The following is a 23,017-nucleotide window of genomic DNA, read 5'->3' as shown; positions in this document are numbered from 1 at the left end:
ATCCGAATTCAATCCGTAAGCTCGGTCGATATATAGCCTTCGATAAGTCGGCCAAGCGCGGTAAGCGAAGCCATGTGCGTGCGCTCCCATCCGTGGGAGCTGTCGAGCGAAAAACAGACGAGGCCCACACGGATATCCCAGCCCGCCTCGACAGCGGCGGCGCTGTCGGAGCGGTAATGGCGGAACGTGTCGCGTTCACATTTGATGCCTATTTGTTCACAGACTGCTAGCATTTGAGCCGTCATGCGTGAATCAAATGGGCCCTGACGATCCCGCATCGCGATGGTGACGGCATCGTCTCGGGATGTCTGGTTTGGAGCGGTCACGGCATTGTCGATGGCGAGGAGTTCTTCCACCTCGGGACCAAAGCCATGGGTGCCGCCAATTCCGATTTCTTCGGCGATGGTGAACATGGCCTGGAAGGGGACTGCCACCTTGGTGTGGCCATCCGCAATCGACTTGAGCACCGCGAGGAGGGTGGCGCACCCGGCCTTGTCGTCGAGGTGGCGCGAGATGATGAAACCATCCACGACTTCCGGCTGGGCGTCGATGGCGACCATGTCGCCGACATTGAAGCCGGCGGCGACGAGGGCGTCCCTGTCCGGCAGGATGGCATCGACACGGATTTCGAGATTGTCCCAATCGGCAGGCTGGGTATCCACCTCGGTGTTGAAGCGGTGCCCCGAGGCTTTGAGGGGCAGGATCGTGCCGCGGTGCTCGGCGTGATCGGAGAAGATGGTGACGCGGGCGCCTTCGGCGAAGCGGGCGGCCCAGGTGCCGGTATTGCGCAGGGCAAGGCGGCCATTGGGCTTGAGTTCGGTGACCATGGCGCCGAGCGTATCGAGATGGGCGGCGAGAGCCCGACGGGGAGGGCCATCACCGATCTCGACATAAAGGACGCCGCGGCGGGTGTATTTCGGGACAAAGCCCAGCTCGCGCACCCATGTGTCTACCAGCGCCACGGCGCGGTCGGTCATGCCGACCGGGCTGGGCGTCTTCACCAGCTGCAACAGGCGATCAAGAAGATAGTCGGTGTCGATCATGCGCTGCGGCGCTTTCGGGTTCGGGGCGCTGCCTCGTCCGTGAGGAAGCGGTCCATCAGTTTGGCCTGAAGGCCCAGCATATGCTCCTCGGCCTCGCGCATGTGCTCGGCGAGAATGTCGGCGGCGGCAGCGGCGTCGCGACGGCGCATGGCGGCGATGAGATCGCGCTGGTGCTGGATGCCGCTGGCGCGCGAGACCGGCTCGGGCTGGACATAGATGTCCTGGGCGACGGCGAGATCCTTGAGGAGGCGCTGCAGAAAGCGGCAGGTGAAGGCGAGGATGGGATTGTCGGAATATTCAGCGACGACACCGTGGAAGTCCAGCTCTGCCATGCGCTGGGTCCAGCGCTCGGCATGGTCGGCGGGTTCGTGGTCGTAGATGGTGATGATCGCCTCGAGGCGCTTGAGCCCGGCCTCGTCAATATGGGGCGTCGCGCTGGCGGCGAGCTGCGGCTCAAGGACTTTCCGCATCTCGTAAATATTGGCGATGGAGAGGTTCTTGGCGAAGAGGAAGTTCGAGAGGAGACTCATCGCCCGGCCTTCGGACATGCGCTCGATAAAGGCGCCGCCGCCCGGACCGGTGCGGACCGAAATGAGCCCCTGCACCTCGAGCGCCTTCAGGGCTTCGCGCACGGTGCCCTTGCTGGCACTGAACTGGGCCATGAGATCGGGTTCCTGCGGGAGACGGTCACCGGGGCCAAGGCCATGCTCGACGATCATGCGCTTGATGGCGTCTACGATCTCATCGGTCCGCTTGCGGCGGGGCTTGATGGCGGTGTCGCCTGGAAATTGCGTTTTGGTTTCTCCCACAATGTCATCCCCGCGATAGCGGGGACCTCCGTTTCGCAAACAGGGGTTCCCGCTTTCGCGGGAATGACCCGGTGGGGGAGCAGAGCTTCGATAGCCCCCACCTAGCCTCCCCCTGGGAGGGGGAGGGACCCGCCGGTGGCTCACCGGTAACGAAGCACATTCGATGTGTTCCTCCTCCGATCAGGGGGAGGTAAGGTGGGGGTAGTGCCCGGTGAACTTGATGCAAAATCATGCACTTTCCGATGCGGTCAGGCGCGGGGCGCTGGCGATGAGCGATTGCGTGTAATCATGCTGCGGGGCGGCGAAAAGCTGGGCCGCGGGGCCGATCTCCACCACGTCCCCGAGATACATGACCGCCACGCGATCGGAAATGGATTCGACGACCGCCAAATCGTGGCTGATAAAAATGTAGGAGAGCCCAAGGTCATCGCGGAGCTGCTGGAGCAAGAGAAGAACCTGGGCCTGGACGGAGACGTCGAGGGCGCTGACCGGCTCGTCGAGGACGAGAATGCTGGCTTCGGCTGCCAGGGCGCGGGCAATGGCGATGCGCTGGGCCTGGCCGCCGGAGAACTCATGCGGGTAGCGGTCGAGCGTGTCGACGGGCATCTGGACGGCGTCCACCAGCTGGCGCTTGCGCAGGGCGCGCTTCGTGCCGTCGTAGTCGCAGAGAAGGCGGAGGGGGACATCGAGGATCTGTCCGATGGTCTTTCGCGGATTGAGCGAGGCGACCGGGTCCTGGAAGACATATTGGATCGTGCGGCCGAAGGCGCGGGCCCCCTTGGCGGCCAGGTCGGACCATGGCTTGCCATCGATCAGCATGGACCCCGAGGTCGGCTTCTCAAGACCGACGAGCATGCGCGCCAGGGTCGATTTGCCTGAGCCGCTTTCCCCGACAATGCCGAGGGTTTCGCCACGCTGGAGATCGAGGGAGATGCCTTTGACGGCTTGGACCTCACTGGCCTTGCGACCGAACAGCGATGTGCCGCCGCCAAAGGTCTTGACGAGATCGCGGATCTGAATGGCCGGGCCGGTCATGAACTTGCCTCCGGAAAAAGCGGGCGAACCCGGTCGAGGAAGCCATGGCCCTCGCCAAGCTCGGGCACGCAGGCAATGAGGCGCTTGGTATAGTCGTGCTGGGGATTTTTCAGCACAGACTGTGTGTGGCCCTGTTCGACGATCTCGCCATTTTTCATCACCGCGACCCGGTCGCAGATCTGGGCGACAACGCCAAAATCATGGGTGATGAGGAGGAGGGCGAGGCCTCGGTCGCGGCGCAGATCCTGCAGGAGTTCGAGGATTCGCGCCTGCACGGTGACGTCGAGCGCAGTGGTCGGCTCGTCGGCAATGATGATGTCCGGGTCATTGGCGAGGGCCATGGCGATGCCGATCCGCTGGCGCTGGCCGCCGGAGAGTTCATGGGGGTAAGCGTTGACCCTCGTCGCCGCGTCGCGGATGCCGACCGTTTCCATGAGCTCGATGGCGCGGGCCCGGGCGCCGGCTTTGCCGATGGGCTTGTGGGCGAGGATGGCCTCGGCGATCTGGTCGCCGACCACGAAAAGGGGATGGAGCGTGGTCAGCGGATCCTGGAAGACATAGGCGACACGGGCGCCCCGCATGCCGATGAGCTCCTGCGCCTTGAGGGACAGAACATCCTGACCGTCGATATAGACCGCGCCATTGGTGATGACACCCGGTGGGGAGGCGACAAGGCCCATGAGCGAGAGCGCGGTGACCGATTTGCCCGACCCGCTTTCCCCGATGAGGCCGAGGCATTCGCCCTTGTCGAGCCGGAAGCTGATCTCGCGCACGGCGGGGGTGATAGTCTCGCCCGTGTCGAAACCGGTCGAGAGGTTTTCGACGACGAGGGTAGGGGCATTGTCGAGCGTTGCGGGGGGCTGGGCGGCGCGCGCGATTTTCGTGACCGCCATGGGCCGGTCCAGCGCGCCGGAACGGAGGCGGGGATCAAGCACATCCCGGATGCCGTCGCCGAGGAGATTGATGCTCATGACGAGGACAAAGATCATGATGCCCGGAATGATCGAGGCATGAGGGGCGGTGAACAGCTGGGCGCGCGCCTGGCCGAGCATGGACCCCAGATCCGACGTTGGAGGCTGGGCGCCGAGGCCGAGGAAGGAGAGGCCCGCCGTCTCGAGGATCATCCAGCCGACAGTGGTGGACATGGTGATGACAATCACCGGCAGGACATTGGGCAGGACTTCGGTGAAGAGAATGGCGGCGTGGCTCTTGCCCGAGAGGCGCGCGGCGTCGACGAATTCGCGATTGCGGATGGAGACGGTGACGCCGCGTATGTTGCGGGCAAAGAAGGGGATATTGACGAGGGCGATGGCGTAGAGCGCGTTGAGAAGGCCCGGGCCCAGTGCCGCGACGATGGCAATCGCGAGCAGGATATAGGGGAAGGCCATGAGCATATCGACAAAGCGCATCAATATGCTGTCGGTGGCGCCGCGCGCATAGCCGGCGACGAGGCCAATGAGGGAGCCGAAGAGTGCGGCAAGCGCGGTGGCGCTGATGCCGACCAGCAGCGACACCTGCGTGCCCCAGAGAAGGCGCGAAAGGATATCCCGGCCCAGATGATCGGTGCCCAGGAGGTGGCCTTCGCTGAGCGGGGGCAGCAGACGATTGGGCTGGTCGGTGACGTCCGGATTGGGGATCGGCAGGACGGGCGCGAGGAGGGCGAGGATGACGACAAAGCCGAAAATAAAGAGGCCGGCCGCCGCGAGGCGATTGGCCATGAGCAATTGCCAATTGCTGCGGCGCTTGCGGGGGGCGGGGGCGGTGGGTGCGGTGATCACGGTCATGCCTTGAGCCTCGGATCGATCATGGCCTGCGCAACGTCGGCCAGGAGATTGACGAGCACATAGACGGTGGCGGCAACGAGAACCCCGCCCTGGACCAGCAGCAGGTCACGGGTAGAGACGGCCTTGACCAGCATCTGCCCCAGACCCGGCCACTGGAACACGGTTTCGATATAGACGGCGCCGCCGAGAACGAAGCCGGCCTGAATGCCCAGCACCGGAATGATGGAGACAAGGGCTGCCCGGAAGGCGTGGCGGTAGATGACCTTATTTTCGGAGACGCCCTTGGCGCGGGCGGTGCGGATGAAATCCTGACGCAGGACTTCGAGCATGGCGGCGCGGGTGAGGCGGGCGACAACGCCGGTTGCGACAATGGCAAGGGTGGAGGCGGGCAGGATCAGATGGCGAAGCAGGTCGGGCAGATCGCCGCCGCCATAAACCGCATACATGCCCGAGGCCGGCAGCAGCTTCCATTGCACGGCAAAGAAGAGAATGAAGACCAGGCCGAGGAAGAAGGCCGGCATGGAAATGCCGATGAGGACGAAGAAAGTGATTATCCGGTCGGTCCAGCTGAACTGGCGGACGGCCGAGACGATGCCCGCCAGAATGCCCAGCACCGAGCAGATAATGAGCGAGGCGCCAGCAAGGATGAGCGTGGCACCGAAGCGCTCGAGCACTTCGTCGAGGACAGGACGATTGAGGATATAGGAGCGGCCGAAATCGCCCTGCAGCAGATTGCCGATCCAGATGACATATTGTTCGGGCCACGACCGATCGAGGCCAAGGGCGCGATTGATGCGCGCGACATTGTCCGGCGTGGCATAGGACCCGAGCAACGCCTGGGCCGGATCGCCGGGGATCAGCTTCATCACCAGGAAGACGATGATGGAGAGGCCCAGAATGACGGGAATGGCGGCCAGCAGACGCTTGCCGATATAGGCGGTCATGGTCGGGTCCTCCTTGTGCGGCGGTGGGGGGAAGAGTACCCCTCATCCCAAACGAAATTCGCTAAGCGAATTCGTAGTCCCTTCGGGCACCTTCTCCCTCAAGGGGAGAAGGAAGCCACTGTGCCTCCCCGTCTCCGTTGCGCCCCTCTCCCCTTGAGGGAGAGGGTGGATCGGCCAAAGGCCGAGACGGGTGAGGGGTATTTCTCCCCGTAAGCTTACTGCTTGGTCACATCCCGCAGGATGAGGCTGAAGTCGGGCTGGAGTTCGAAATCGCCCACCGCGCTTGTGACGACGGCGTTCTGTTTCCAATTGGCGACGAAGAGCCAGGGGGCATCCTCGTGGGTGATGGCCTGGACCTGCTTATAGAGCTCGCCGCGCTCGGCCGGGTCGGTGGCGATGCGCGCCTTGTCGAGCAGGGCATCCACTTCCGGGTTGGAGTAGTAGGAGGAATTAAAGCCGCCTTCGGCCGGGAAGGCTGCGGTGCGCAAAGTGAGGAAGGGCAGGGTGTCGGGGTCGGAGGTCATCCAGGCCATTTCGGCCATGTCGCCCTTGCCTTCGAGGCCGGGGTTCACTTCCGAAAGGAAGGTGTTCCACTCATAGGTCTTGATTTCGACATTGAGCCCGACGGCGGCGAGATCGGCCTGAATGGCGGTGCCCATGGGGACCGGATCGAGCATGCCCGAGCCGCCCTCGGTGACGAGGAAGGAGAGCGAGGCGCCTTCGGCCCCGGCTTCGGCGAGCAGCGCCTTGGCCTTTTCCGGATCATAGGGATAGGGCGCCACGTCCTCATTATAGGCCCAGTTGAAGGCAGGCGGAATGGGGCCGGCGGAGACTTCGGCGGTGCCCTGGAGCACGTCGGTGACGAGGCTTTCCTTGTTGACGGCGTAGTTCACCGCCTGGCGAACCCGCACATCGGAAAAAGGGCCTTCCTTGGCGTTGAGCATGACATACCAGACATGGGGGCCGACGGCCTCGACGACCTGGTAATTGGCGTCGTCCCGGAACTGGGAGACGTTGTCGGGCGGCGTTTCGAGCAGGACATCAATGCCGCCCGAGAGCATTTCGGCAACGCGGGTATTGGCGTCGGTGATGGGACGGAAAATGACGGCTTCAAGCGAGGGCGCTCCGTCCCAATAGGCGTCATTGCGGGAGGCGACGACGCGGGTATTGGACTGCCATTCCTCGAACTTGAAGGGGCCGGTGCCCACCGGATTGCGGCCATAATCGGCGCCTGAGGCCCCGACAGCGGCGGGGGAGACGATGAGCCCGGTGGGCGAGGCCAGGTTCGACATGAACGGCGCGAATGGCTCGTTGAGGGTGAATTTCACCGTCAGATCATCGACGACCTCCACGTTCTCGACCGCCGAAAAGAAGAAGGCGAGGGGGAAGGGGCCGGTCGAGGCGAAAGGGTGGTTTTCGTCCAGCATGCGGTCGAAGTTGAACTTGACCGCCTCGGCATTGAAGGGCGTGCCATCGTGGAAACTGACGCCTTCGCGCAGATTGAATGTGTATTCGAGACCGTCGTCGGAAATGGTCCAGTCGGTAGCAAGGGCCGGTTCGATCTCGAGCGTGCCCGGCGCATTGCGCACGAGGCCGTCATAAATGTTCACCGCGATGCGGAAGTCGTTCGATGCCGTCGACACATGCGGATCGAGCGAGGCGGGCTCGGCGATCTGGCCGACGACGAGAATGTTGGGTGGCGTCTGCGCCAGAACCGGGGTGGCCAGGGTGAGTGCAGTGGCGGCGAGCAGCGCGGACGCCATGCCTTTCCAGCGACGGATCATAGTTTCCTCCTTGTGTTCCCTCGCCCTGGCGGGGTGAACCGCAACTCGGGGCTTGGCTAAATTTATCAGCATAAATTTGCGTCCTGTCAATTTATGATGATAAATACGCAGACAGAGGATGCTCCATGACTTTTTCCATCGTTGCCCGTGACCCTCAAACAGGTGCCTTTGGTGTCGCCACGGCGACGGCCGGACCCATGGTGGGGGCGTTGGTGCCGCATAGACGGCGCGGCGTTGGCGCGGCGGCAACGCAAGCCATGACCAACCCATATCTTGCCACCGATGCGCTGGCGTTGCTGGACCGGGAGACTACTGCCGCAGCGTTGCAATCGGCACTGGCACGCGACCCCGAAGCGGAGCGCCGGCAGATCATCGTGGTTGGTCGCGACGGCGACGCGGAGGGCTGGACCGGTAACCAATGCGTGTCTCATGCGGGCCATCTTGTCGATGCCGGAGTGGCCGTCGCCGGAAACATGCTGGCCCGGCCCGCTGTGCTGGAAAATATGCTGGTCGCCTACCGAAGGACATTGGTAACCGACGGGTTTCCGGCCGCGCTTCTGGCAGCCCTCATCGCCGGGGCCGAGGCAGGGGGCGACAGCCGCGGCATCGGTTCGGCGGCGCTGCTGGTGCAGGGAGATCAGGTCTTCGCAGACGTGGATTTGAGAGTGGACTGGTCCAGCAATCCCATGTCCGAACTTGCGGCACTATTCAGGCTGGCCACGACCGGACCCTATGCCGAGTTTATTGCCGAGGTGCCGCGCCATCCGCTTTGAGGCGCTGGTGGAGCCATTCAGTGTTCAGGAGGGTTCGTAGCCGATAACCGCGTTGGCTCACCTTTACATCGTCTTTATGCCGGCTGCCTCGTTCCGCATGGATAATTTACGCGCGATTGGTTGACTGTGCAGGCCTCTCATTACGGAGGCACGTCGATGTTCGACATCTTCTTTCTGGCCCTGGGCGTGGGGTTTTTCACCCTGACTTTGCTTCTCGCCAAGCTCCTGGCCCGGGTCTAGCGCCATGCTGCTCTGGCTCTGGGGGCTCGGTGCCCTTGCCGTCGCCGTCTACATGGTCATCGCCCTGTTCCGGCCCGACAAACTTTAGCGGAAACTCTTCAAAATGAACTGGCAAGGATGGGCGGAGATCGCCCTGACCCTTGGTCTCGCCCTCGGTTTGGGCTGGCCCTTGGGCATCTTCATGTCGCGCGTATGGAACAAGGAAAGCACCTGGCTCGACCCGGTGCTGAAACCTGTCGAGCGCGGTTTTTACGCGCTCGCCGGCATCGATCCCAACAAGTCGCAGGGGTGGCTCGGCTATGGCGCTTCGCTGATCGCCTTCAATCTCTTCGGATTTGTCCTGCTTTACGCCTTGCTGCGTCTGCGAGGCATCCTGCCCTTCAACCCGCAGGGCTTTGCCGGTGTATCGCCGGATCTGGCGTTCAACACGGCGGTCAGCTTCGTCACCAATACCAACTGGCAGAGCTATGGCGGCGAAACCACAATGAGCCATTTCACCCAGATGGTCGGGCTGACGACGCAGAACTTTGTTTCCGCGGCGACCGGCGCGACGATCGCTGCCGCCCTGGCGCGCGCATTCGTCGGCAATCGCGAAAGCGGTATCGGAAATTTCTGGGCCGATCTCGTGCGCACGACACTTTATGTGCTGCTGCCGCTCGCGATCGTTCTTGCTGTGGCGCTGATCGGCCTGGGTGTGGTGCAGAATTTTGCAGCCTCGGTATCAGTGACAACGCTCGATGGCGCAAGCCAGAGCGTTTCTGTTGCGCCTACGGCGAGCCAGTTGGCGATCAAGCAGCTGGGCATCAATGGCGGCGGCGTTTTCAACGTCAACTCGGCACATCCGTTCGAGAACCCCAGTCCGCTGACCAATCTGATCACGGCCATCGCGATCAATACTCTGGGCTGGGCGGCGTTTTTCGCCTTTGGCCGATCGGCTTTTGCGCGAAAGGAAATCAGGGCTCTGGCAATTGCGGGCATCCTGATCCTCGGCGCCGGTGCGGGGGTGATCTATGTCGCTGAAGCGCAACCAGCTCCGGCCCTCGTTGCCGCGGGGATCGAGAACCCCATCAATATGGAAGGCAAGGAAACCCGATTTGGACTGGCCGGCACCGCCGCCTGGGCGGCCCAGACAACGGGCGCATCCAATGGCTCGGTCAATTCCATGCACGACAGCCTGATGCCGCTTGGCGGCGGCATGGCGATGCTTCTGATGATGCTGGGCGAAATCCTGCCCGGTGGTATCGGCTCCGGCATCGCCATCATGATTGTCATGGCCTTGCTCTCGGTCTTCGTGGCTGGGCTGATGGTGGGACGGACGCCCGAATATCTCGGCAAGAAGATCGAGGCGCGCGAAATCCAGTTTGCCATGGTGGCCTTGCTGGTGGTGCCGCTCTCGACGCTGGGCCTTTCGGCGCTGACCGTGGTGTGGCCGGGTGGACTTGCGAGCCTTTTCAACCCAGGTGCGCATGGCCTCAGCGAACTGCTCTATGCCTTCACCTCGGCCACGGCCAATAACGGTTCGGCCTTTGGCGGCATCTCGGCCAATGTGCCGTGGTGGAACACCACGCTTGGCCTAGCCATGCTTCTGGGTCGCTTCATTCCGATCATTGCGGTGCTCGCCATCGCCGGCAGCATGGTCACCAAGCCCAAGCTGGCCCCGAGCACGGGTACCCTGCCGACCACGGGTGCGCTCTTCGTTGGCCTGCTTGTCGGCGTCATCATCATTCTGGGCGCGCTGCAATATTTCCCAGCGCTGGCCCTTGGCCCGATCGTCGAGCACTTCCAGGTGCTCGAAGCGGTCGCGGCAAACTGAGGTCTCCTCGTATGTCTGCAATGGAATTTGAAACTGAAGGCAAGGGAGGCGCGCGGCTTTCCGGTGGCCTCAATGCCGCGACGCTGGCCCGCGCCCTGGGCGATGCATTCGCAAAACTTGACCCGCGGAAGCTGTTCGGCAATCCGGTTATCCTGGCCACCGAACTCGTCGCGGTTCTGGCGACCGCGTCGGCCGCGATTGCCATCGGAAATGGCACGAATGGCGGCTTTGCCGTCGCCATTGCCCTTTGGCTCTGGGCCACAGTGCTCTTTGCCAATTTTGCCGAAAGCATTGCCGAGGGCCGGGGCAAGGCGGCCGCGGACTCCCTGCGGGCAACGCGCACCACGACCAAGGCCAAGTTGATCGTCGATGAAAAACAGGGACTGATCGTGCCGACGCCAGCCCATGAACTGGGACTGGGACAGCTCATCCTCGTCGAGGCCGGTGATGTCATTCCTGTCGACGGCGAGATCATCGAGGGCGTCGCATCGGTCAACGAAGCGGCGATCACCGGCGAAAGCGCCCCGGTTATTCGCGAATCCGGCGGCGACCGCTCGGCCGTGACCGGCGGCACGACGGTCGTTTCGGACTGGATCAAGGTGCGCGTCAACTCGCAGCCCGGCTCGACTTTCCTCGATCGCATGATTGCCATGGTGGAGGGAGCCGATCGGCGCAAGACGCCCAACGAGATTGCGCTCGCGGTCTTGTTGGCGGGACTGACGCTGATCTTCCTGATTGCCGTGGTGACGCTGCTCGCATTTGCCGCCTATTCCGGGATCGAGCTCGACCCCGTCGTGCTTGGCGCGCTCTTTGTCTGTCTGATTCCGACCACGATCGGCGGTCTCCTCTCGGCTGTCGGTATCGCGGGCATGGATCGGCTGCTCAAGGTCAACGTGCTGGCGACCTCGGGTCGGGCCGTGGAAGCTGCGGGCGACGTCGATACGCTGCTGCTCGACAAGACCGGCACCATCACCTTCGGCAATCGCATGGCGACCGAAGTCATTCCGGCCCCGGGGATCAGGGAAGACGTAGCTTTCCGGGCCGCGATCATGACTTCGCTCGGCGACGAAACACCCGAAGGGCGCTCGATCATCGAATTGGCGCGCAGCAAGGGCATTGGCCTCGAGGCGCCTGCCGACAGCACCATCATCCCCTTTTCGGCATCGACCCGGCTATCCGGCATCGACACCGAGGGCAAATGCTGGCGCAAAGGCGCGGTCGACGCCATCCTGAAGCTGACTGGCAGGACGGATGCCGATGCCCCTCAACTGTTCCGGCAGGCGGTGGAGCGCATTGCGCGCAGCGGCGGCACGCCGCTGGCCATTGCGGAGGGCAAGACGCTGATCGGCGTCATCCATCTCAAGGACGTGGTGAAACCCGGTGTCGCCGCGCGCTTTGCCGACCTGCGGAAGATGGGTCTGCGCACGGTGATGATCACCGGCGACAATCCGGTGACGGCGGCGGCTATCGCGGCCGAGGCGGGGGTAGACGACTTCCTTGCCGAAGCGACGCCCGAGGACAAGTTGCGCCTCATCCGCGAAGAGCAGGGCAAGGGGCGTCTCGTCGCCATGTGCGGGGACGGCGCCAACGACGCGCCGGCCCTGGCCCAGGCCGATGTCGGCGTGGCCATGCAGACGGGCGCCCAGGCGGCGCGTGAGGCGGGCAATATGGTCGATCTCGACAGCGACCCGACCAAGGTCATCGAAATCGTCGAAGTCGGCAAGCAGATGCTGATTACGCGCGGCGCGCTGACGACCTTCTCCATTGCCAATGACGTGGCAAAATACTTCGCGATCATTCCGGCGCTGTTCATGGGCGTGCTGCCGCAGTTGCAGGCGCTCAACGTCATGGGCCTGACGAGCCCGGAAAGCGCCATCCTCTCGGCGGTGATCTTCAACGCCCTGATCATCGTCGCGCTTATCCCACTGGCCTTGCGCGGCGTGAAATACCGGGCCGTGGGGGCAGGGGCACTGCTGTCGCGCAACCTGCTGATCTACGGCCTCGGTGGCCTTGTGGCGCCCTTCATCGGCATCAAGTTCATCGACGCGACCATCACCGCACTCGGTCTCGCGTAAGGAGCAAAGAAAATGCTGAACCAGGCAAGACCTGCCATCGTCTCCATGCTGCTGTTCTCCGCCCTTCTTGGCGGCGCCTATCCGGCCATCGTGACTGCCGCCGGCGGGGCGCTGTTTCCGGCGCAGGCGGAAGGGTCATTCGTGAGGAATGCGGAGGGGGTAGTCGTGGGCTCGAGGCTGATCGGACAGGCAACGACTTCTCCGGGCTATCTCTGGCCGCGTCCTTCGGCGGCAGGGGACGGCTACAACGCTGCCGGCTCATCGGGCTCCAATTTCGGGCCGCTCAATTCGGCGCTCATCGAACGCGTGGCGGCGGATGCTGCTGCCATTCGGGCTTATGCGCCGGAAGGGGCCATTCCGCCCGATGCCGTGACCACATCGGCCTCCGGACTGGATCCCCACATCTCACCGCAATTCGCCGCTCTGCAGGTGGATCGCATTGCGCAAGCGAGGGGTATAAAAGCTTCGGATGTGGCGGCGACGATCGCTGCCAATACCGAGGCACCGCTGCTGGGCTTTATCGGGCAGGCGCGCGTCAACGTGCTGATGACCAATCTGGCGCTCGACAGTGCCTATCCGCTCAAACCTGCTGAGTAGTCCGACGTGCAAGACATCCGGCGTCCAGATCCCGAGGCACTCCTGGCCGAAACGCAGAAGGCGCATCGGGGCAAGCTCAAGGTTTTCCTGGGCATGGCGCCGGGTGTCGGCAAGACCTACGAAATGCTGCGTCAGGCCCGGCGTCGCAAGATGGATGGGCTCGATGTGGCCATCGGTCTCGTCGAAACACATGGGCGCAAGGAAACCGAAAGCCTGCTGCGCGGCCTCGACGTCTTGCCGCGCCGGCCGATCGAGCATCGGGGGCGAACGCTGCTCGAATTCGACATCGACGCGGCGCTGGCGCGAAGACCCGAGCTGCTGATCGTCGACGAATATGCCCATACCAATGCCCCGGGCTCGCGCCACCCCAAGCGCTGGCAGGACGTCGAGGAACTGCTGGCGGCCGGGATCGACGTGTGGACGACGCTCAATGTCCAGCACCTCGAAAGCCTCGTCGATGTCGTGCTCAAGATCACCGGCGTGCGCCAGCGCGAGACGGTGCCGGACGGGGCGCTGTCGCGGGCCGACGATATCGAAGTCGTCGACATCACCCCGGCCGAACTGCGCGAGCGCATGGCGGCGGGGAAGGTCTATGTACCCGAGACGGCGCGGCTCGCGGCGGACAATTTCTTCAAGCCCGAAAACCTGACGGCGCTGCGGGAACTGGCGCTGCGGCGTGCGGCGCAGACGGTTGATGACCAGCTCAACGCCGCGATGCGCGTGAAGGGGCTCGAAGGCCCGTGGGCGGCCGGGGATCGCATCCTCGTGCTGGTGGCAGACGATGGCATGGCCAGTGCGCTCGTGCGGCAGGGCAGGCGGCTTTCCGACACGATGAAGGACGCCCCGTGGATCGTCGCTCACATTCCCCGTGGGCGCTCCGAGGAGGGGCAGGCGGGCATGACATCCCGACTGACGGACGCGATGAAGCTTGCCGAGCAATTGGGGGCCAGCACCGTGGTGCTCAACGGCGAGGATCTCGTCGCGAGCGCTCTCGGATATGCCGGCCAGAACAATGTGACGCAGATCGTCATCGGCAAGGGGCGCGACAGTCGGCTCAGGGAAATGTTCGGCATGTCGCTCGCAGCGGAGCTGCTGCGTGCGGCGCGCGGTGTGGCAATCCACGTCGTGACGGAGCCGGGCGAGAAGGAGCTTCGGCCGCGCCGCGCCTGGCTTCAATTGGCAAGACGCGGCTGGGCGCCCCATGCCATCGGGCTGGGCTATGTCGGCGTCGCGACCGCGCTGGCTTACCTGCTGGACCTGCAGTTCGAGCGTGCCGATCTCGGGATGATCTTCCTCGCGGCCATTCTGGCTGCGGCGGTTCTGCATGGACTGGCGCCCGGCATGGTGGCGGCGCTCTGCGCATTCGCCATCTACAATTTTCTCTTCCTGAGCCCGCGCTATAGCTTCGCCATCGGTTCGCCGACCGACCTGCTGACGCTGATGGTGTTTCTGGCGGTGGCCCTCGCGACCGGGATTCTGGCCGGCCGGTCCCGCGACCGGGCGCGGGAGGCACAGCGCCGGGCCAGCGACCTGACTTACCTATTGGTTGCGACCAGGGCCTTTTCACGCGCCCCGACCAAGAATTACGCGGCAAAGGCATTGGCAGAGCAGATGACAGCGGCCACGGGGGCGAGGTCGATCGTGCTGCTGCCTGAAAACGGGGAGCTCGTGGCGGTCGCCGGAACGCCGGAGGAACTGGGGCCCGGCGCCATGGCGGCGGCGCGATGGACATGGGAGCGTGGCGAACCGGCCGGACACAGCACAGGCACCTTGCCGCAAAGCAACTGGTCCTTCCGGCCGCTTAGCGGTGTGCAGAACAGAGTCGGCGTGGTCGGCGTCGAGCGCCTGACAATCCTGCCCGGGTCCGATCAGGAAAAGCTCCTGACAGCACTGGCTGACGGGGGTGGCGTTGCCATCGAGCGCGCCGACTTTGCGCTTCATGCCGTCGAGGCAGAAACCCTGCGCCGCTCGGACCGGTTCAGGACCGCACTGCTCAACTCGGTGAGCCACGACCTCCGGACGCCCCTCTCCACGGTGCTTGGCGCGTCCTCAACCCTGCTCGAGCTTGGCGACAAGCTGGCGCCGGCGGTCAAGCAAGATCTGCTCGAATCTATCCGCGAAGAGGCCGAGCGACTGAACCACTACATTCGCAATCTGCTCGATATGACGCGTCTCGAAGGCGGTGGCGTGACGCTGCGCCTTGAAGACAGCGACATCGAACTGGTGCTGCGGGCGGCGACAGCGAGGCTGAGCCGACGTCTGGGCGAACATTCGATCAGCTATGACTTCCCGGCCGAACTGCCCAAGGTCACAATCGATCCTGCGCTGCTCGAACAGGCGGTCGTCAATATCCTCGAAAACGCCATTGCCTATTCGCCCGAGAACACCGAAATCAGCATTGCAGCCTATGAGGATCGCAAGAAGGTCATCATCAGCATCGAGGATGAAGGGAAAGGCATTCCCACCGACGAGCTGGAGCGGGTTTTCGACAAGTTCCGACGATTGGAGGAGCCAACGGATCGTGGCAAGGGCGTGGGGCTTGGCCTCTCGATTACCAAGGGCTTTATCGAAGCTATGGGCGGAACCATCGTCGCTGCCAGCCCAATCCATGGGGACAAGGGCACGCGCATGCTGATTGCGCTCGACAAATCCGAAGCCGATGTCTGGAAAGCCAAGTGAACCAACCGCTCGCACGCATTCTGGTCATCGACGATGAGCCGCAGATCCATCGCTTCCTCGGACCGGCACTCGAGGCCGTCGGCTATCACCATCGACGCGCGGACACAGGTGCACAGGGATTGCGGGAGATCGCGCAATGGAGCCCCGACGTCGTGATCCTCGACCTCGGTCTACCGGATATGGATGGCAAGGATGTGCTGGCGAAGGCGCGGGCGTTCTACGAGGGGCCAATCCTGATTTTATCGGCGCGGGACAAGGAGGGCGAAAAGATCGAAGCGCTGGAGGCCGGCGCCAATGACTATGTCGAAAAGCCCTTCGGCATCGGCGAGCTTCTGGCTCGCATAAGGGTGGCGCTACGGCCCAAGGCCGTCCTGCAATCGGTCGAGACTAAGGTCGCCTTCGGCGAGATCGAGGTCGACCTCGATATGCGCTACGTTACTCGCGCCGGCGCGCCCGTCCATTTGCCACCCAAGGAATACGCGCTGCTGACACGCCTGCTCGCGGGGAACGGCAAAGTCCTTCCACACAAGGAATTGCTGGTCGCGATATGGGGCATCGCGCACGCCGAAGACACCCAATATCTTCGCGTGGCCATCGGCCAATTGCGCCAGAAGCTGGAGCATAATCCCAGCGCGCCGATTCACATCGTCACGGAACCCGGCATCGGTTATCGGCTCAAGCGCTAGAACACAGGCGCGATGTCCGCTTTTACTGCCAATATGCCGAACGCCGACACGCCAGACGGCGCACCCTGGAGCGTTAGACGGAAAGTCGTTACAGGCGGTCCTCGAAGGCCATGCGAACACCCATCGCCTCAGCGATCAGCCGCATGTCGTCTTCCGCAAGTTGGCGTTTTGTGCCGCGCATCGCGATACCCCAATTGGGGATGTGGTCGCGGGTCAGACGGAGTTGGTCCAGAAGCGGCCTGATCGGAGCGGGTTTGGCGGCTTCAAGATAATCGACATCGACGCGAAACGGATTGAAATCCATGGCCTGCGCGGCGCGATAGGGCGCATCCGACGTAACCTGGCCGATGGTGAGAAACGCCTGAACCACGGCACCATCGCTTATGCCCTCGCGGGGGCAGTAATAGACGATCCAGTCGCCCTTTTTGAGCGATTTTACAGCAATGTGCTTGCCATGACCGAGTTGGGCAAAGCCGCCATCGCGCCCGGCGCGGGCATGTTCGGCCGATGCAACGCCCAGCCAGAAGGTCATTTTTCTTTCCCCTCAAGCGCCTCGGCGCAGCGGTGAAGAAGTTCACCCAGCAGTTTTGCCTCGTCTTTCGTCAGCCCGGCCAGCATCTGCCGCTCCACCGTCTCAGACGCCACCGCGCCGGCCTCAGCGGCGGCTTTCCCCTTTTCCGTCAGCTCCGACATGATGATCCGGCCATGCTCGGGATGGGGAGTGCGCAGGATGAAACCATCCCGCTCAAGGGTAACGAGCATGCCCAGCATGGATTGGGGTGTCACGAAGGCCGCGCGCGCCAGCGAGGCATTCGATATCTGCGGATTGTGGCCTATGGCCAGCAGAACTGCATTTTGCGCCGCCGTCACGCCTGTGCCAGCCAGCTGGGCTTCGAGGCGCTGGCGCAGTCGATGCTGGGTGATTTTCAAACTGTAGCCGATCCAGGCCTCCCCACTCGATGGGGTCATCTTGCGCATTGACATATCAGGTGCCTGATATAGATGTAAGGAACCTGATAATAGGCCGGAGAACAGAATATGACAATGCCGATCGGACCTTCCTTCATTGCCTTGCAGGTGCGCGATCTCGCGGCATCCGCCGCGTTCTACAAGAACGTTTTCGGTTTTTCGGCACAGGAGCGAAATCCGCCCGGCGCGGTCGTCTTCACGACCAAGCCGATCGCGCTGGCGCTGCGCGAACCGCTGCGGCCCCTGGCCGAAAGCGGTCCGCTCGGAACAGGTATGGTACTGTGGATCGCCTGCGAGGATGCCGACGCCTTTCACGACCAAGTCGTCGAGCGCGGCGGCACGATCTTGAGCCCGGTCAATGACGGCCCGTTCGGCCGGTTTTTTGTGGCCAACGATCCCGATGGCTACGCGCTCACCTTCCACACTGCCTCGGCTCGAATCGCCTGATTTTCCGGGCACTCGAATTTCGCAAGAACCAAATCCGCACTGCGATCAGACCTTCATATTGACACGAAGGTGGCATCCTCTACTATATGTAGTGTTCAAGGTTCCTCCGAGGCTGCTCGGAGGCTAAGATGGGAATTCGGTGCGTTGAGGCCCTGTGTCTCAACAATGCCGAAGCTGCCCCCGCAACTGTAAGCGGTGAGTTCTTCTCCTTTTTTGTGCCACTGGGTCCGCGACCTGGGAAGGCCGGGATAGAATCGCGACCCGCAAGCCAGGAGACCTGCCTCGAACAGATACGTCCACCGGCGGGGTGCCCGGTCAGGCGAACGAGCAGCTGCGTTTTGCTGCGCGTTTTTCCTGCTTTGCCTCGCCATCAGATTTGTTTGCCGAGGAAAATTCGATGCCCATTACCGTTTACAGCAAGCCCGCCTGTGTCCAGTGCACTGCCACGACCCGCGCTCTCGACCGTAAGGGGATCGCTTACACGCTTGTGGACATTTCCCAGGATGCCGACGCCTATGCCCTGGTCGAAGGCCTGGGTTATCGCCAGGTGCCGGTCGTTGTCGCCGGTGAGCGGCACTGGGCCGGATTTCGCCCTGACATGATCGGCGCCTTGAGCTGATCGAGGCGGCCGGTGGGCATCCTCGTCTACTATTCAAGCACATCCGGCACTACCCATCGCTTCTTTCAAAAGCTGGGCCTTGCCGGCCTGCGCCTGCCGGTGGATGCGGCAAGTGAGCCGCCTCTGGTGAGCGAACCCTTCGTGTTGCTGTTGCCAAGCTATGGCGGCAATGGCGGCAAGGGAGCCGTGCCCAAGCCGGTCATCCGCTTCCTCAATGTGGAAGCCAATCGCAGCCTGATCCGCGGCGTCATCGCGGCGGGCAATACCAATTTCGGCGCAGATTTCTGCCGGGCCGGCACTGTCGTCGCGCAGAAATGCTCCGTGCCTCTCCTCTATCGTTTCGAACTGCTCGGAACCGATGAGGATGTCGCCACTGTCAAAGAAGGACTCGAACGGTTTTGGACGCCCTGACACTAGACCGCACCGAAGAACGCCCCGCCACCAAAGGGCACGACCAGACGCTGGATTTCCATGCGCTCAATGCCATGCTCAACCTCTATGACGATGAGGGGCACATCCAGTTCGACAAGGACAAGCAGGCGGCGCACCAGTATTTCCTGCAGCATGTGAACCAGAACACCGTGTTCTTCCACAATTTGCGAGAGAAGCTCGAATATCTCGTCGCCGAGGGCTATTACGAGCAGTCCGTGCTCGATCAGTACAGCTTCAACTTCAAGCGCGACCTGTTCGACCACGCCTATGACAAGAAGTTCCGCTTCCCGACATTCCTCGGCGCGTTCAAATACTACACCAGCTATACGCTCAAGACCTTCGACGGGAAGCGCTATCTCGAGCGTTATGAGGACCGCGTCTGCATGGTGGCGATGGCGCTGGCCCGCGGCGAGGAAAAACTCGCCCGCGATCTCGTGGACGAAATCATGGCCGGCCGTTTCCAGCCGGCGACACCGACCTTTCTCAATGCCGGCAAGCAGCAGCGCGGCGAGCTGGTGTCGTGCTTCCTGTTGCGCGTCGAAGACAATATGGAGTCGATCGGCCGCTCGATCAATTCGGCGCTGCAATTGTCCAAGCGGGGCGGCGGGGTGGCGCTGAGCCTCACCAACATCCGCGAGATGGGCGCCCCCATCAAGCAGATCGAAAACCAGTCGTCAGGCGTGCTGCCGGTCATGAAGCTGCTCGAAGACAGCTTCTCCTATGCCAATCAGCTTGGCGCGCGTCAGGGGGCCGGCGCGGTGTACCTCCACGCCCATCACCCCGATATCCTTCGCTTCCTCGACACCAAGCGCGAAAACGCCGACGAGAAGATCCGCATCAAGACGCTGTCTCTGGGCGTCGTCATCCCCGACATCACCTTCGAATTGGCCAGGGACAACGAGGATATGTACCTGTTCTCGCCCTATGACATCGAGAAGGTCTATGGCGTACCCATGACCGAGATTTCGGTGACGGAAAAATACCGGGAAATGGTCGAGGACGGCCGGATCAGGAAGAAGAAGATCAAGGCGCGCGAGTTCTTCCAGATCCTCGCCGAGATCCAGTTCGAGAGCGGCTATCCCTACATCATGTTCGAGGACAGTGTGAACAAGGCGAACCCGATCGCCGGCCGCATCAGCATGTCCAACCTCTGCTCGGAGATCCTGCAGGTCAGCGAAGCCAGCGAATTCGGCGACGACCTGAGCTACACGAAGATGGGCAAGGACATCTCGTGCAATCTCGGCTCGCTCAATATTGCCGCAGCGATGGATTCGCCGGACTTCGGCCACACGATCGAGACGGCCATTCGCGGGCTGACCGCGGTTTCGGACATGAGCGATATTGCCTCAGTGCCCTCGGTCGCGGCGGGCAATGCCGATAGCCACGCCATTGGTCTGGGCGCGATGAATTTGCACGGCTATCTCGCCCGTGAGCGTATCTTCTACGGTTCGGACGAAGGCATCGATTTCACCAACATGTATTTCTACACGGTGACCTATCACGCCATCCGCGCCTCGAACCTGATCGCCACGGAGCGGGAGCAGATTTTCAAGGGTTTTGAGAAGTCGAAATATGCCGATGGCACCTATTTCGATAAGTACACCACCCAGGAATGGAAGCCTGCCACCGAAAGGATCGCCAAGATTTTCGAGGATGCCGGCATCCACATTCCGACCCAGGAAGACTGGAAAGACCTCAAGGCCAAGGTGATGATGACCGGCCTTTACAACCAGAACCTGCAGGCGGTGCCGCCGACCGGGTCGATCTCCTATATTAACCACTCGACGTCCTCGATCCACCCGATCGTCTCCAAGATCGAGATCCGCAAGGAAGGCAAGATCGGCCGCGTCTATTACCCCGCTGCCTTCATGACCAATGACAATCTGGAATACTACCAGGACGCCTATGAGATCGGCCCGGAAAAGATCATCGACACCTATGCGGCGGCCACCCAGCATGTCGATCAGGGACTGTCGCTGACCCTCTTCTTCCGCGATACCGCGACGACCCGCGATATCAACAAGGCGCAGATCTACGCCTGGAAGAAGGGCATCAAGACCATTTATTACATCCGCCTGCGCCAGCTCGCCCTTGAGGGCACTGAAGTGCAGGGCTGTGTTTCCTGCGCGCTCTGAACAGAGGTTTCGCAATGAATATCCACGTAAAGCCTCTCAGCCGCGTTCGCGCCATCAACTGGAACCGCGTGCAGGACGACAAGGACCTTGAGGTCTGGAACCGGCTGACCAGCAATTTCTGGTTGCCCGAGAAAGTGCCTCTCTCCAACGACATTCCAAGTTGGGGAACGCTCACACCTGAAGAACAGAAGCTGACGATCCGCGTCTTCACCGGCCTCACTTTGCTCGACACCATCCAGAATGGGGTAGGCGCGATCCGACTGATGGCCGACGTCCAGACGCCGCATGAAGAAGCGGTGCTGTCTAACATCTCCTTTATGGAAGCTGTCCACGCACGCTCCTACTCGTCGATCTTCTCGACGCTGTGCCTGACGCCCGATGTCGACGATGCCTATCGCTGGTCGGAGGAAAATGAGTTCCTGCAGCGCAAAGCGCAGCTGATTATGGAGCAGTATGACGGCGCCGATCCGCTGAAGAAGAAGGTGGCCTCGGTGTTTCTCGAGAGCTTCCTGTTCTATTCCGGCTTCTACCTGCCGATGTACTGGTCGAGCCGCGCCAAGCTGACCAACACTGCCGACCTCATTCGCCTCATCATCAAGGACGAGGCCGTGCATGGCTATTATATCGGCTACAAATTCCAGCGTCAGCTGGAGCTTGTCTCGGAAGAGCGTCGCCAGGAGATCAAGGATTTTGCTTTCGATTTCCTGCTCGAACTCTACGACAACGAGGCCCGCTATACCGAGGACCTCTATGATGGCGTCGGGCTCTCCGAGGACGTGAAGCAGTTCCTTCATTACAACGCCAACAAGGCGCTGATGAATCTCGGCTACGAAGCCCTGTTCCCGCCGGAAGCCTGCAAGGTGAACGCGGCCATTCTCTCGGCGCTGTCGCCCAATGCCGACGAAAACCACGACTTCTTCTCCGGCTCTGGTTCCAGCTATGTCATCGGCAAGGCGATCGCCACCGAGGATGAAGACTGGGATTTCTGATGCCGCTCCGCATGATGGCGCTGCTCTCGCTGCTTGCGCCATCATGCTCAACATGCCATCTAACTCATGCTTCGGTTCCGCCAGATTGAGCGCGGATTAAAAGGGAACACGGTGAGGATTACCCATCAGGGGCCGATCCCGTGGCTGCCCTCGCAACTGTAAGCGGCGAGCGATCGCACATGCCACTGCCTCAGGGTGGGAAGGCTGCTATCGCGTTTGAGCCGTCAGCCAGGAGACCTGCCAAAGCGAGATACCATGAAGTCGGACGAGGTGTTCCGGTAGGGGCCAGACATGACCATGCGAACGTTTCGCAGACATCGATATGTCTTTGCGTCCCCACTTGGGGAATGCCAGCTTCGTGTCACCTGATGCCATTCTATACGTCATTTCCGCTCAGAGCCTGAGCAAACGAAAACTCGCTCAACTTCGTGCCGATACCGCATCAGCAACGACCTGCGCGTCGGCACTCATCCGTATCGACGGCGAAGGTCAGAGCCTGCCAGAGGCCATGCTGGAGCTTTGTGAGGCCGGACACCTCAAGATCCTCGTGCAACCGCTTGGCTTGCCATGGTCCGAGGCGCTTTCGGTCTGGCTCTCCGGCGCACTGTCGCATTGGCAAAAGCATGACGCTCCCGAAGGGGCGACCGTGTCGATCGGAGACGACGTCGCTGCATCTGCAGCTGGCGTGAGCGCTCTGGTCGGCATCGTCGAAGCGAGTGCCAAAAATGCTCGACCGGCGTCACAGGCCAAGCCGGCATTGGGTAAGCCTGGCTGGCAAAATCCTCCCGATTTCACACATCACTTGCTGGTGTGCACGGGGGCTCGATGTCATTTCCGCGACGCCGCTTCGCTGCTCTTGCAGTTGAAAGGCGAAATCGCGCGGCAGGGCATCTCTGACAGATGCCTCACTGCTCGCACGGGCTGTCTCTATCCGTGTAATCAGGGCCCGATGGTCGCCGTCTATCCCCGCGGAGAGTGGTACCGCCTCCATGATGCCGAGAGTGTCGCGCGTTTTGTCGGCGATGTGCTGGTGGACGGGGAAACCGTCCCCGACCTGCTGATCCATACTGCCAACTCGGTCCGCGAGACGCAGGAGCTCTCTGACGAGAATTGACATTGCGGGCTTAACAAGAGGGTCAAAGCAACTCGACCGCCGGCACGGGC

20 protein-coding genes and 2 riboswitches are annotated in these 23,017 nt (G+C 62.2%); of the genes, 12 read left to right on the top strand and 8 right to left on the bottom strand.

What is annotated here, in order from left to right; genetic code table 11:
• Nucleotides 1-8: 8 nt before the first annotated feature.
• The 6 genes from N0P34_RS12065 to N0P34_RS12040 form a co-directional block, all read right to left on the bottom strand.
• Nucleotides 9-1,043, bottom strand: a complete 1,035-nt coding sequence (locus tag N0P34_RS12065; RefSeq protein ID WP_275603482.1) for an osmoprotectant NAGGN system M42 family peptidase — start codon at nucleotides 1,041-1,043, stop codon at nucleotides 9-11.
• On the bottom strand, nucleotides 1,040-1,852 hold the full coding sequence (locus N0P34_RS12060) for an FCD domain-containing protein (RefSeq protein WP_275603481.1): 813 nt from the start codon (nucleotides 1,850-1,852) through the stop codon (nucleotides 1,040-1,042). Before N0P34_RS12060 ends, N0P34_RS12065 begins: the two co-directional genes overlap by 4 nt.
• A 228-nt stretch (nucleotides 1,853-2,080) precedes the next feature.
• Entirely contained in the window at nucleotides 2,081-2,887 is an 807-nt protein-coding gene (locus N0P34_RS12055) for an ATP-binding cassette domain-containing protein (RefSeq protein WP_275603480.1), read from the bottom strand.
• Entirely contained in the window at nucleotides 2,884-4,671 is a 1,788-nt protein-coding gene (locus N0P34_RS12050) for a dipeptide/oligopeptide/nickel ABC transporter permease/ATP-binding protein (RefSeq protein ID WP_275603479.1), read from the bottom strand. Before N0P34_RS12050 ends, N0P34_RS12055 begins: the two co-directional genes overlap by 4 nt.
• Nucleotides 4,668-5,615: an ABC transporter permease gene (locus N0P34_RS12045; protein WP_275603478.1), complete on the bottom strand. Its 948-nt coding sequence runs from the start codon at nucleotides 5,613-5,615 to the stop codon at nucleotides 4,668-4,670. The genes N0P34_RS12050 and N0P34_RS12045 overlap by 4 nt, the downstream gene beginning before the upstream one ends.
• A 215-nt stretch (nucleotides 5,616-5,830) precedes the next feature.
• Nucleotides 5,831-7,378: an ABC transporter substrate-binding protein gene (locus N0P34_RS12040; protein WP_275606977.1), complete on the bottom strand. Its 1,548-nt coding sequence runs from the start codon at nucleotides 7,376-7,378 to the stop codon at nucleotides 5,831-5,833.
• Nucleotides 7,379-7,524: 146 nt separating this feature from the next.
• On the opposite strand from N0P34_RS12040, the gene N0P34_RS12035 reads away from it, so the two are divergent.
• From N0P34_RS12035 to N0P34_RS12010, 6 genes are all read left to right on the top strand, one after another.
• Nucleotides 7,525-8,172 (top strand): DUF1028 domain-containing protein, encoded by a 648-nt coding sequence (locus tag N0P34_RS12035; RefSeq protein WP_275603477.1) that lies wholly within the window; start codon nucleotides 7,525-7,527, stop codon nucleotides 8,170-8,172.
• A gap of 343 nt (nucleotides 8,173-8,515) precedes the next feature.
• Nucleotides 8,516-10,225 carry a potassium-transporting ATPase subunit KdpA gene (kdpA, locus tag N0P34_RS12030; RefSeq protein ID WP_275603476.1) on the top strand — a complete coding sequence of 570 codons (1,710 nt, stop codon included), beginning with the start codon at nucleotides 8,516-8,518 and terminating at the stop codon, nucleotides 10,223-10,225.
• Nucleotides 10,226-10,236: 11 nt separating this feature from the next.
• Nucleotides 10,237-12,300, top strand: coding sequence for a potassium-transporting ATPase subunit KdpB (gene kdpB, locus N0P34_RS12025; RefSeq protein ID WP_275603475.1), 2,064 nt, complete (start codon nucleotides 10,237-10,239; stop codon nucleotides 12,298-12,300).
• A 12-nt stretch (nucleotides 12,301-12,312) separates the two neighbouring features.
• The gene (kdpC, locus tag N0P34_RS12020) at nucleotides 12,313-12,897 is read left to right on the top strand and encodes a potassium-transporting ATPase subunit KdpC (RefSeq protein ID WP_275603474.1); all 585 of its coding nucleotides are present in this window, start codon (nucleotides 12,313-12,315) and stop codon (nucleotides 12,895-12,897) included.
• A 6-nt stretch (nucleotides 12,898-12,903) separates the two neighbouring features.
• A complete protein-coding gene (locus N0P34_RS12015) occupies nucleotides 12,904-15,576 on the top strand; it encodes a sensor histidine kinase KdpD (RefSeq protein ID WP_275603473.1) in 2,673 nt (890 codons plus the stop codon).
• Nucleotides 15,573-16,262, top strand: coding sequence for a response regulator (locus N0P34_RS12010; protein WP_275603472.1), 690 nt, complete (start codon nucleotides 15,573-15,575; stop codon nucleotides 16,260-16,262). The genes N0P34_RS12015 and N0P34_RS12010 overlap by 4 nt, the downstream gene beginning before the upstream one ends.
• Before the next feature lie 88 nt (nucleotides 16,263-16,350).
• Here the strand turns inward: N0P34_RS12010 and N0P34_RS12005 are convergent, their stop codons facing one another.
• Together N0P34_RS12005 and N0P34_RS12000 are read right to left on the bottom strand one after the other, a co-directional pair.
• On the bottom strand, nucleotides 16,351-16,794 hold the full coding sequence (locus tag N0P34_RS12005; RefSeq protein WP_275603471.1) for an EVE domain-containing protein: 444 nt from the start codon (nucleotides 16,792-16,794) through the stop codon (nucleotides 16,351-16,353).
• Nucleotides 16,791-17,240 (bottom strand): MarR family transcriptional regulator, encoded by a 450-nt coding sequence (locus N0P34_RS12000; protein ID WP_275603470.1) that lies wholly within the window; start codon nucleotides 17,238-17,240, stop codon nucleotides 16,791-16,793. Before N0P34_RS12000 ends, N0P34_RS12005 begins: the two co-directional genes overlap by 4 nt.
• 60 nt (nucleotides 17,241-17,300) lie before the next feature.
• Here N0P34_RS12000 and N0P34_RS11995 point away from each other — a divergent pair, with 60 nt between their 5' ends.
• The 6 genes from N0P34_RS11995 to N0P34_RS11970 all read left to right on the top strand — a co-directional run bounded on the left by N0P34_RS11995 (nucleotide 17,301) and on the right by N0P34_RS11970 (nucleotide 22,967).
• On the top strand, nucleotides 17,301-17,678 hold the full coding sequence (locus N0P34_RS11995; protein WP_275603469.1) for a VOC family protein: 378 nt from the start codon (nucleotides 17,301-17,303) through the stop codon (nucleotides 17,676-17,678).
• 81 nt (nucleotides 17,679-17,759) lie between these two features.
• Nucleotides 17,760-17,978, top strand: a riboswitch (cobalamin riboswitch).
• Between the two features lie 97 nt (nucleotides 17,979-18,075).
• Nucleotides 18,076-18,297, top strand: a complete 222-nt coding sequence (nrdH, locus tag N0P34_RS11990; RefSeq protein ID WP_275603468.1) for a glutaredoxin-like protein NrdH — start codon at nucleotides 18,076-18,078, stop codon at nucleotides 18,295-18,297.
• 12 nt (nucleotides 18,298-18,309) lie between these two features.
• Entirely contained in the window at nucleotides 18,310-18,708 is a 399-nt protein-coding gene (gene nrdI / locus N0P34_RS11985; RefSeq protein WP_275603467.1) for a class Ib ribonucleoside-diphosphate reductase assembly flavoprotein NrdI, read from the top strand.
• Nucleotides 18,705-20,864: a class 1b ribonucleoside-diphosphate reductase subunit alpha gene (gene nrdE / locus N0P34_RS11980; protein WP_275606976.1), complete on the top strand. Its 2,160-nt coding sequence runs from the start codon at nucleotides 18,705-18,707 to the stop codon at nucleotides 20,862-20,864. Before nrdI ends, nrdE begins: the two co-directional genes overlap by 4 nt.
• A gap of 14 nt (nucleotides 20,865-20,878) precedes the next feature.
• The gene (nrdF, locus tag N0P34_RS11975; RefSeq protein ID WP_275603466.1) at nucleotides 20,879-21,853 is read left to right on the top strand and encodes a class 1b ribonucleoside-diphosphate reductase subunit beta; all 975 of its coding nucleotides are present in this window, start codon (nucleotides 20,879-20,881) and stop codon (nucleotides 21,851-21,853) included.
• 55 nt (nucleotides 21,854-21,908) lie between these two features.
• A riboswitch (cobalamin riboswitch) is annotated at nucleotides 21,909-22,113 on the top strand.
• A 98-nt stretch (nucleotides 22,114-22,211) separates the two neighbouring features.
• Entirely contained in the window at nucleotides 22,212-22,967 is a 756-nt protein-coding gene (locus N0P34_RS11970) for a (2Fe-2S) ferredoxin domain-containing protein (protein ID WP_275603465.1), read from the top strand.
• Nucleotides 22,968-23,017: the final 50 nt, after the last annotated feature.

Source organism: Devosia sp. FJ2-5-3 (assembly GCF_029201545.1).
Lineage (GTDB): Bacteria > Pseudomonadota > Alphaproteobacteria > Rhizobiales > Devosiaceae > Devosia.
Note: the sequence above shows the minus strand (reverse complement) of the source record. Positions and strands in the feature narration are given on the sequence as shown.

Coding starts and splice junctions, on each gene's coding strand:
- kdpA (WP_275603476.1), top strand. CDS start 8,516: ATGAACTGGCAAGGATGGGCGGAGATCGCCCTGACCCTTGGTCTCGCC.
- nrdF (WP_275603466.1), top strand. CDS start 20,879: ATGAATATCCACGTAAAGCCTCTCAGCCGCGTTCGCGCCATCAACTGG.
- N0P34_RS12040 (WP_275606977.1), bottom strand. CDS start 7,378: ATGGCGTCCGCGCTGCTCGCCGCCACTGCACTCACCCTGGCCACCCCG.
- N0P34_RS11995 (WP_275603469.1), top strand. CDS start 17,301: ATGACAATGCCGATCGGACCTTCCTTCATTGCCTTGCAGGTGCGCGAT.
- N0P34_RS12000 (WP_275603470.1), bottom strand. CDS start 17,240: ATGCGCAAGATGACCCCATCGAGTGGGGAGGCCTGGATCGGCTACAGT.
- N0P34_RS12035 (WP_275603477.1), top strand. CDS start 7,525: ATGACTTTTTCCATCGTTGCCCGTGACCCTCAAACAGGTGCCTTTGGT.
- nrdH (WP_275603468.1), top strand. CDS start 18,076: ATGCCCATTACCGTTTACAGCAAGCCCGCCTGTGTCCAGTGCACTGCC.
- N0P34_RS12045 (WP_275603478.1), bottom strand. CDS start 5,615: ATGACCGCCTATATCGGCAAGCGTCTGCTGGCCGCCATTCCCGTCATT.
- kdpB (WP_275603475.1), top strand. CDS start 10,237: ATGTCTGCAATGGAATTTGAAACTGAAGGCAAGGGAGGCGCGCGGCTT.
- kdpC (WP_275603474.1), top strand. CDS start 12,313: ATGCTGAACCAGGCAAGACCTGCCATCGTCTCCATGCTGCTGTTCTCC.
- N0P34_RS12050 (WP_275603479.1), bottom strand. CDS start 4,671: ATGACCGTGATCACCGCACCCACCGCCCCCGCCCCCCGCAAGCGCCGC.
- N0P34_RS12005 (WP_275603471.1), bottom strand. CDS start 16,794: ATGACCTTCTGGCTGGGCGTTGCATCGGCCGAACATGCCCGCGCCGGG.
- N0P34_RS12055 (WP_275603480.1), bottom strand. CDS start 2,887: ATGACCGGCCCGGCCATTCAGATCCGCGATCTCGTCAAGACCTTTGGC.
- N0P34_RS12065 (WP_275603482.1), bottom strand. CDS start 1,043: ATGATCGACACCGACTATCTTCTTGATCGCCTGTTGCAGCTGGTGAAG.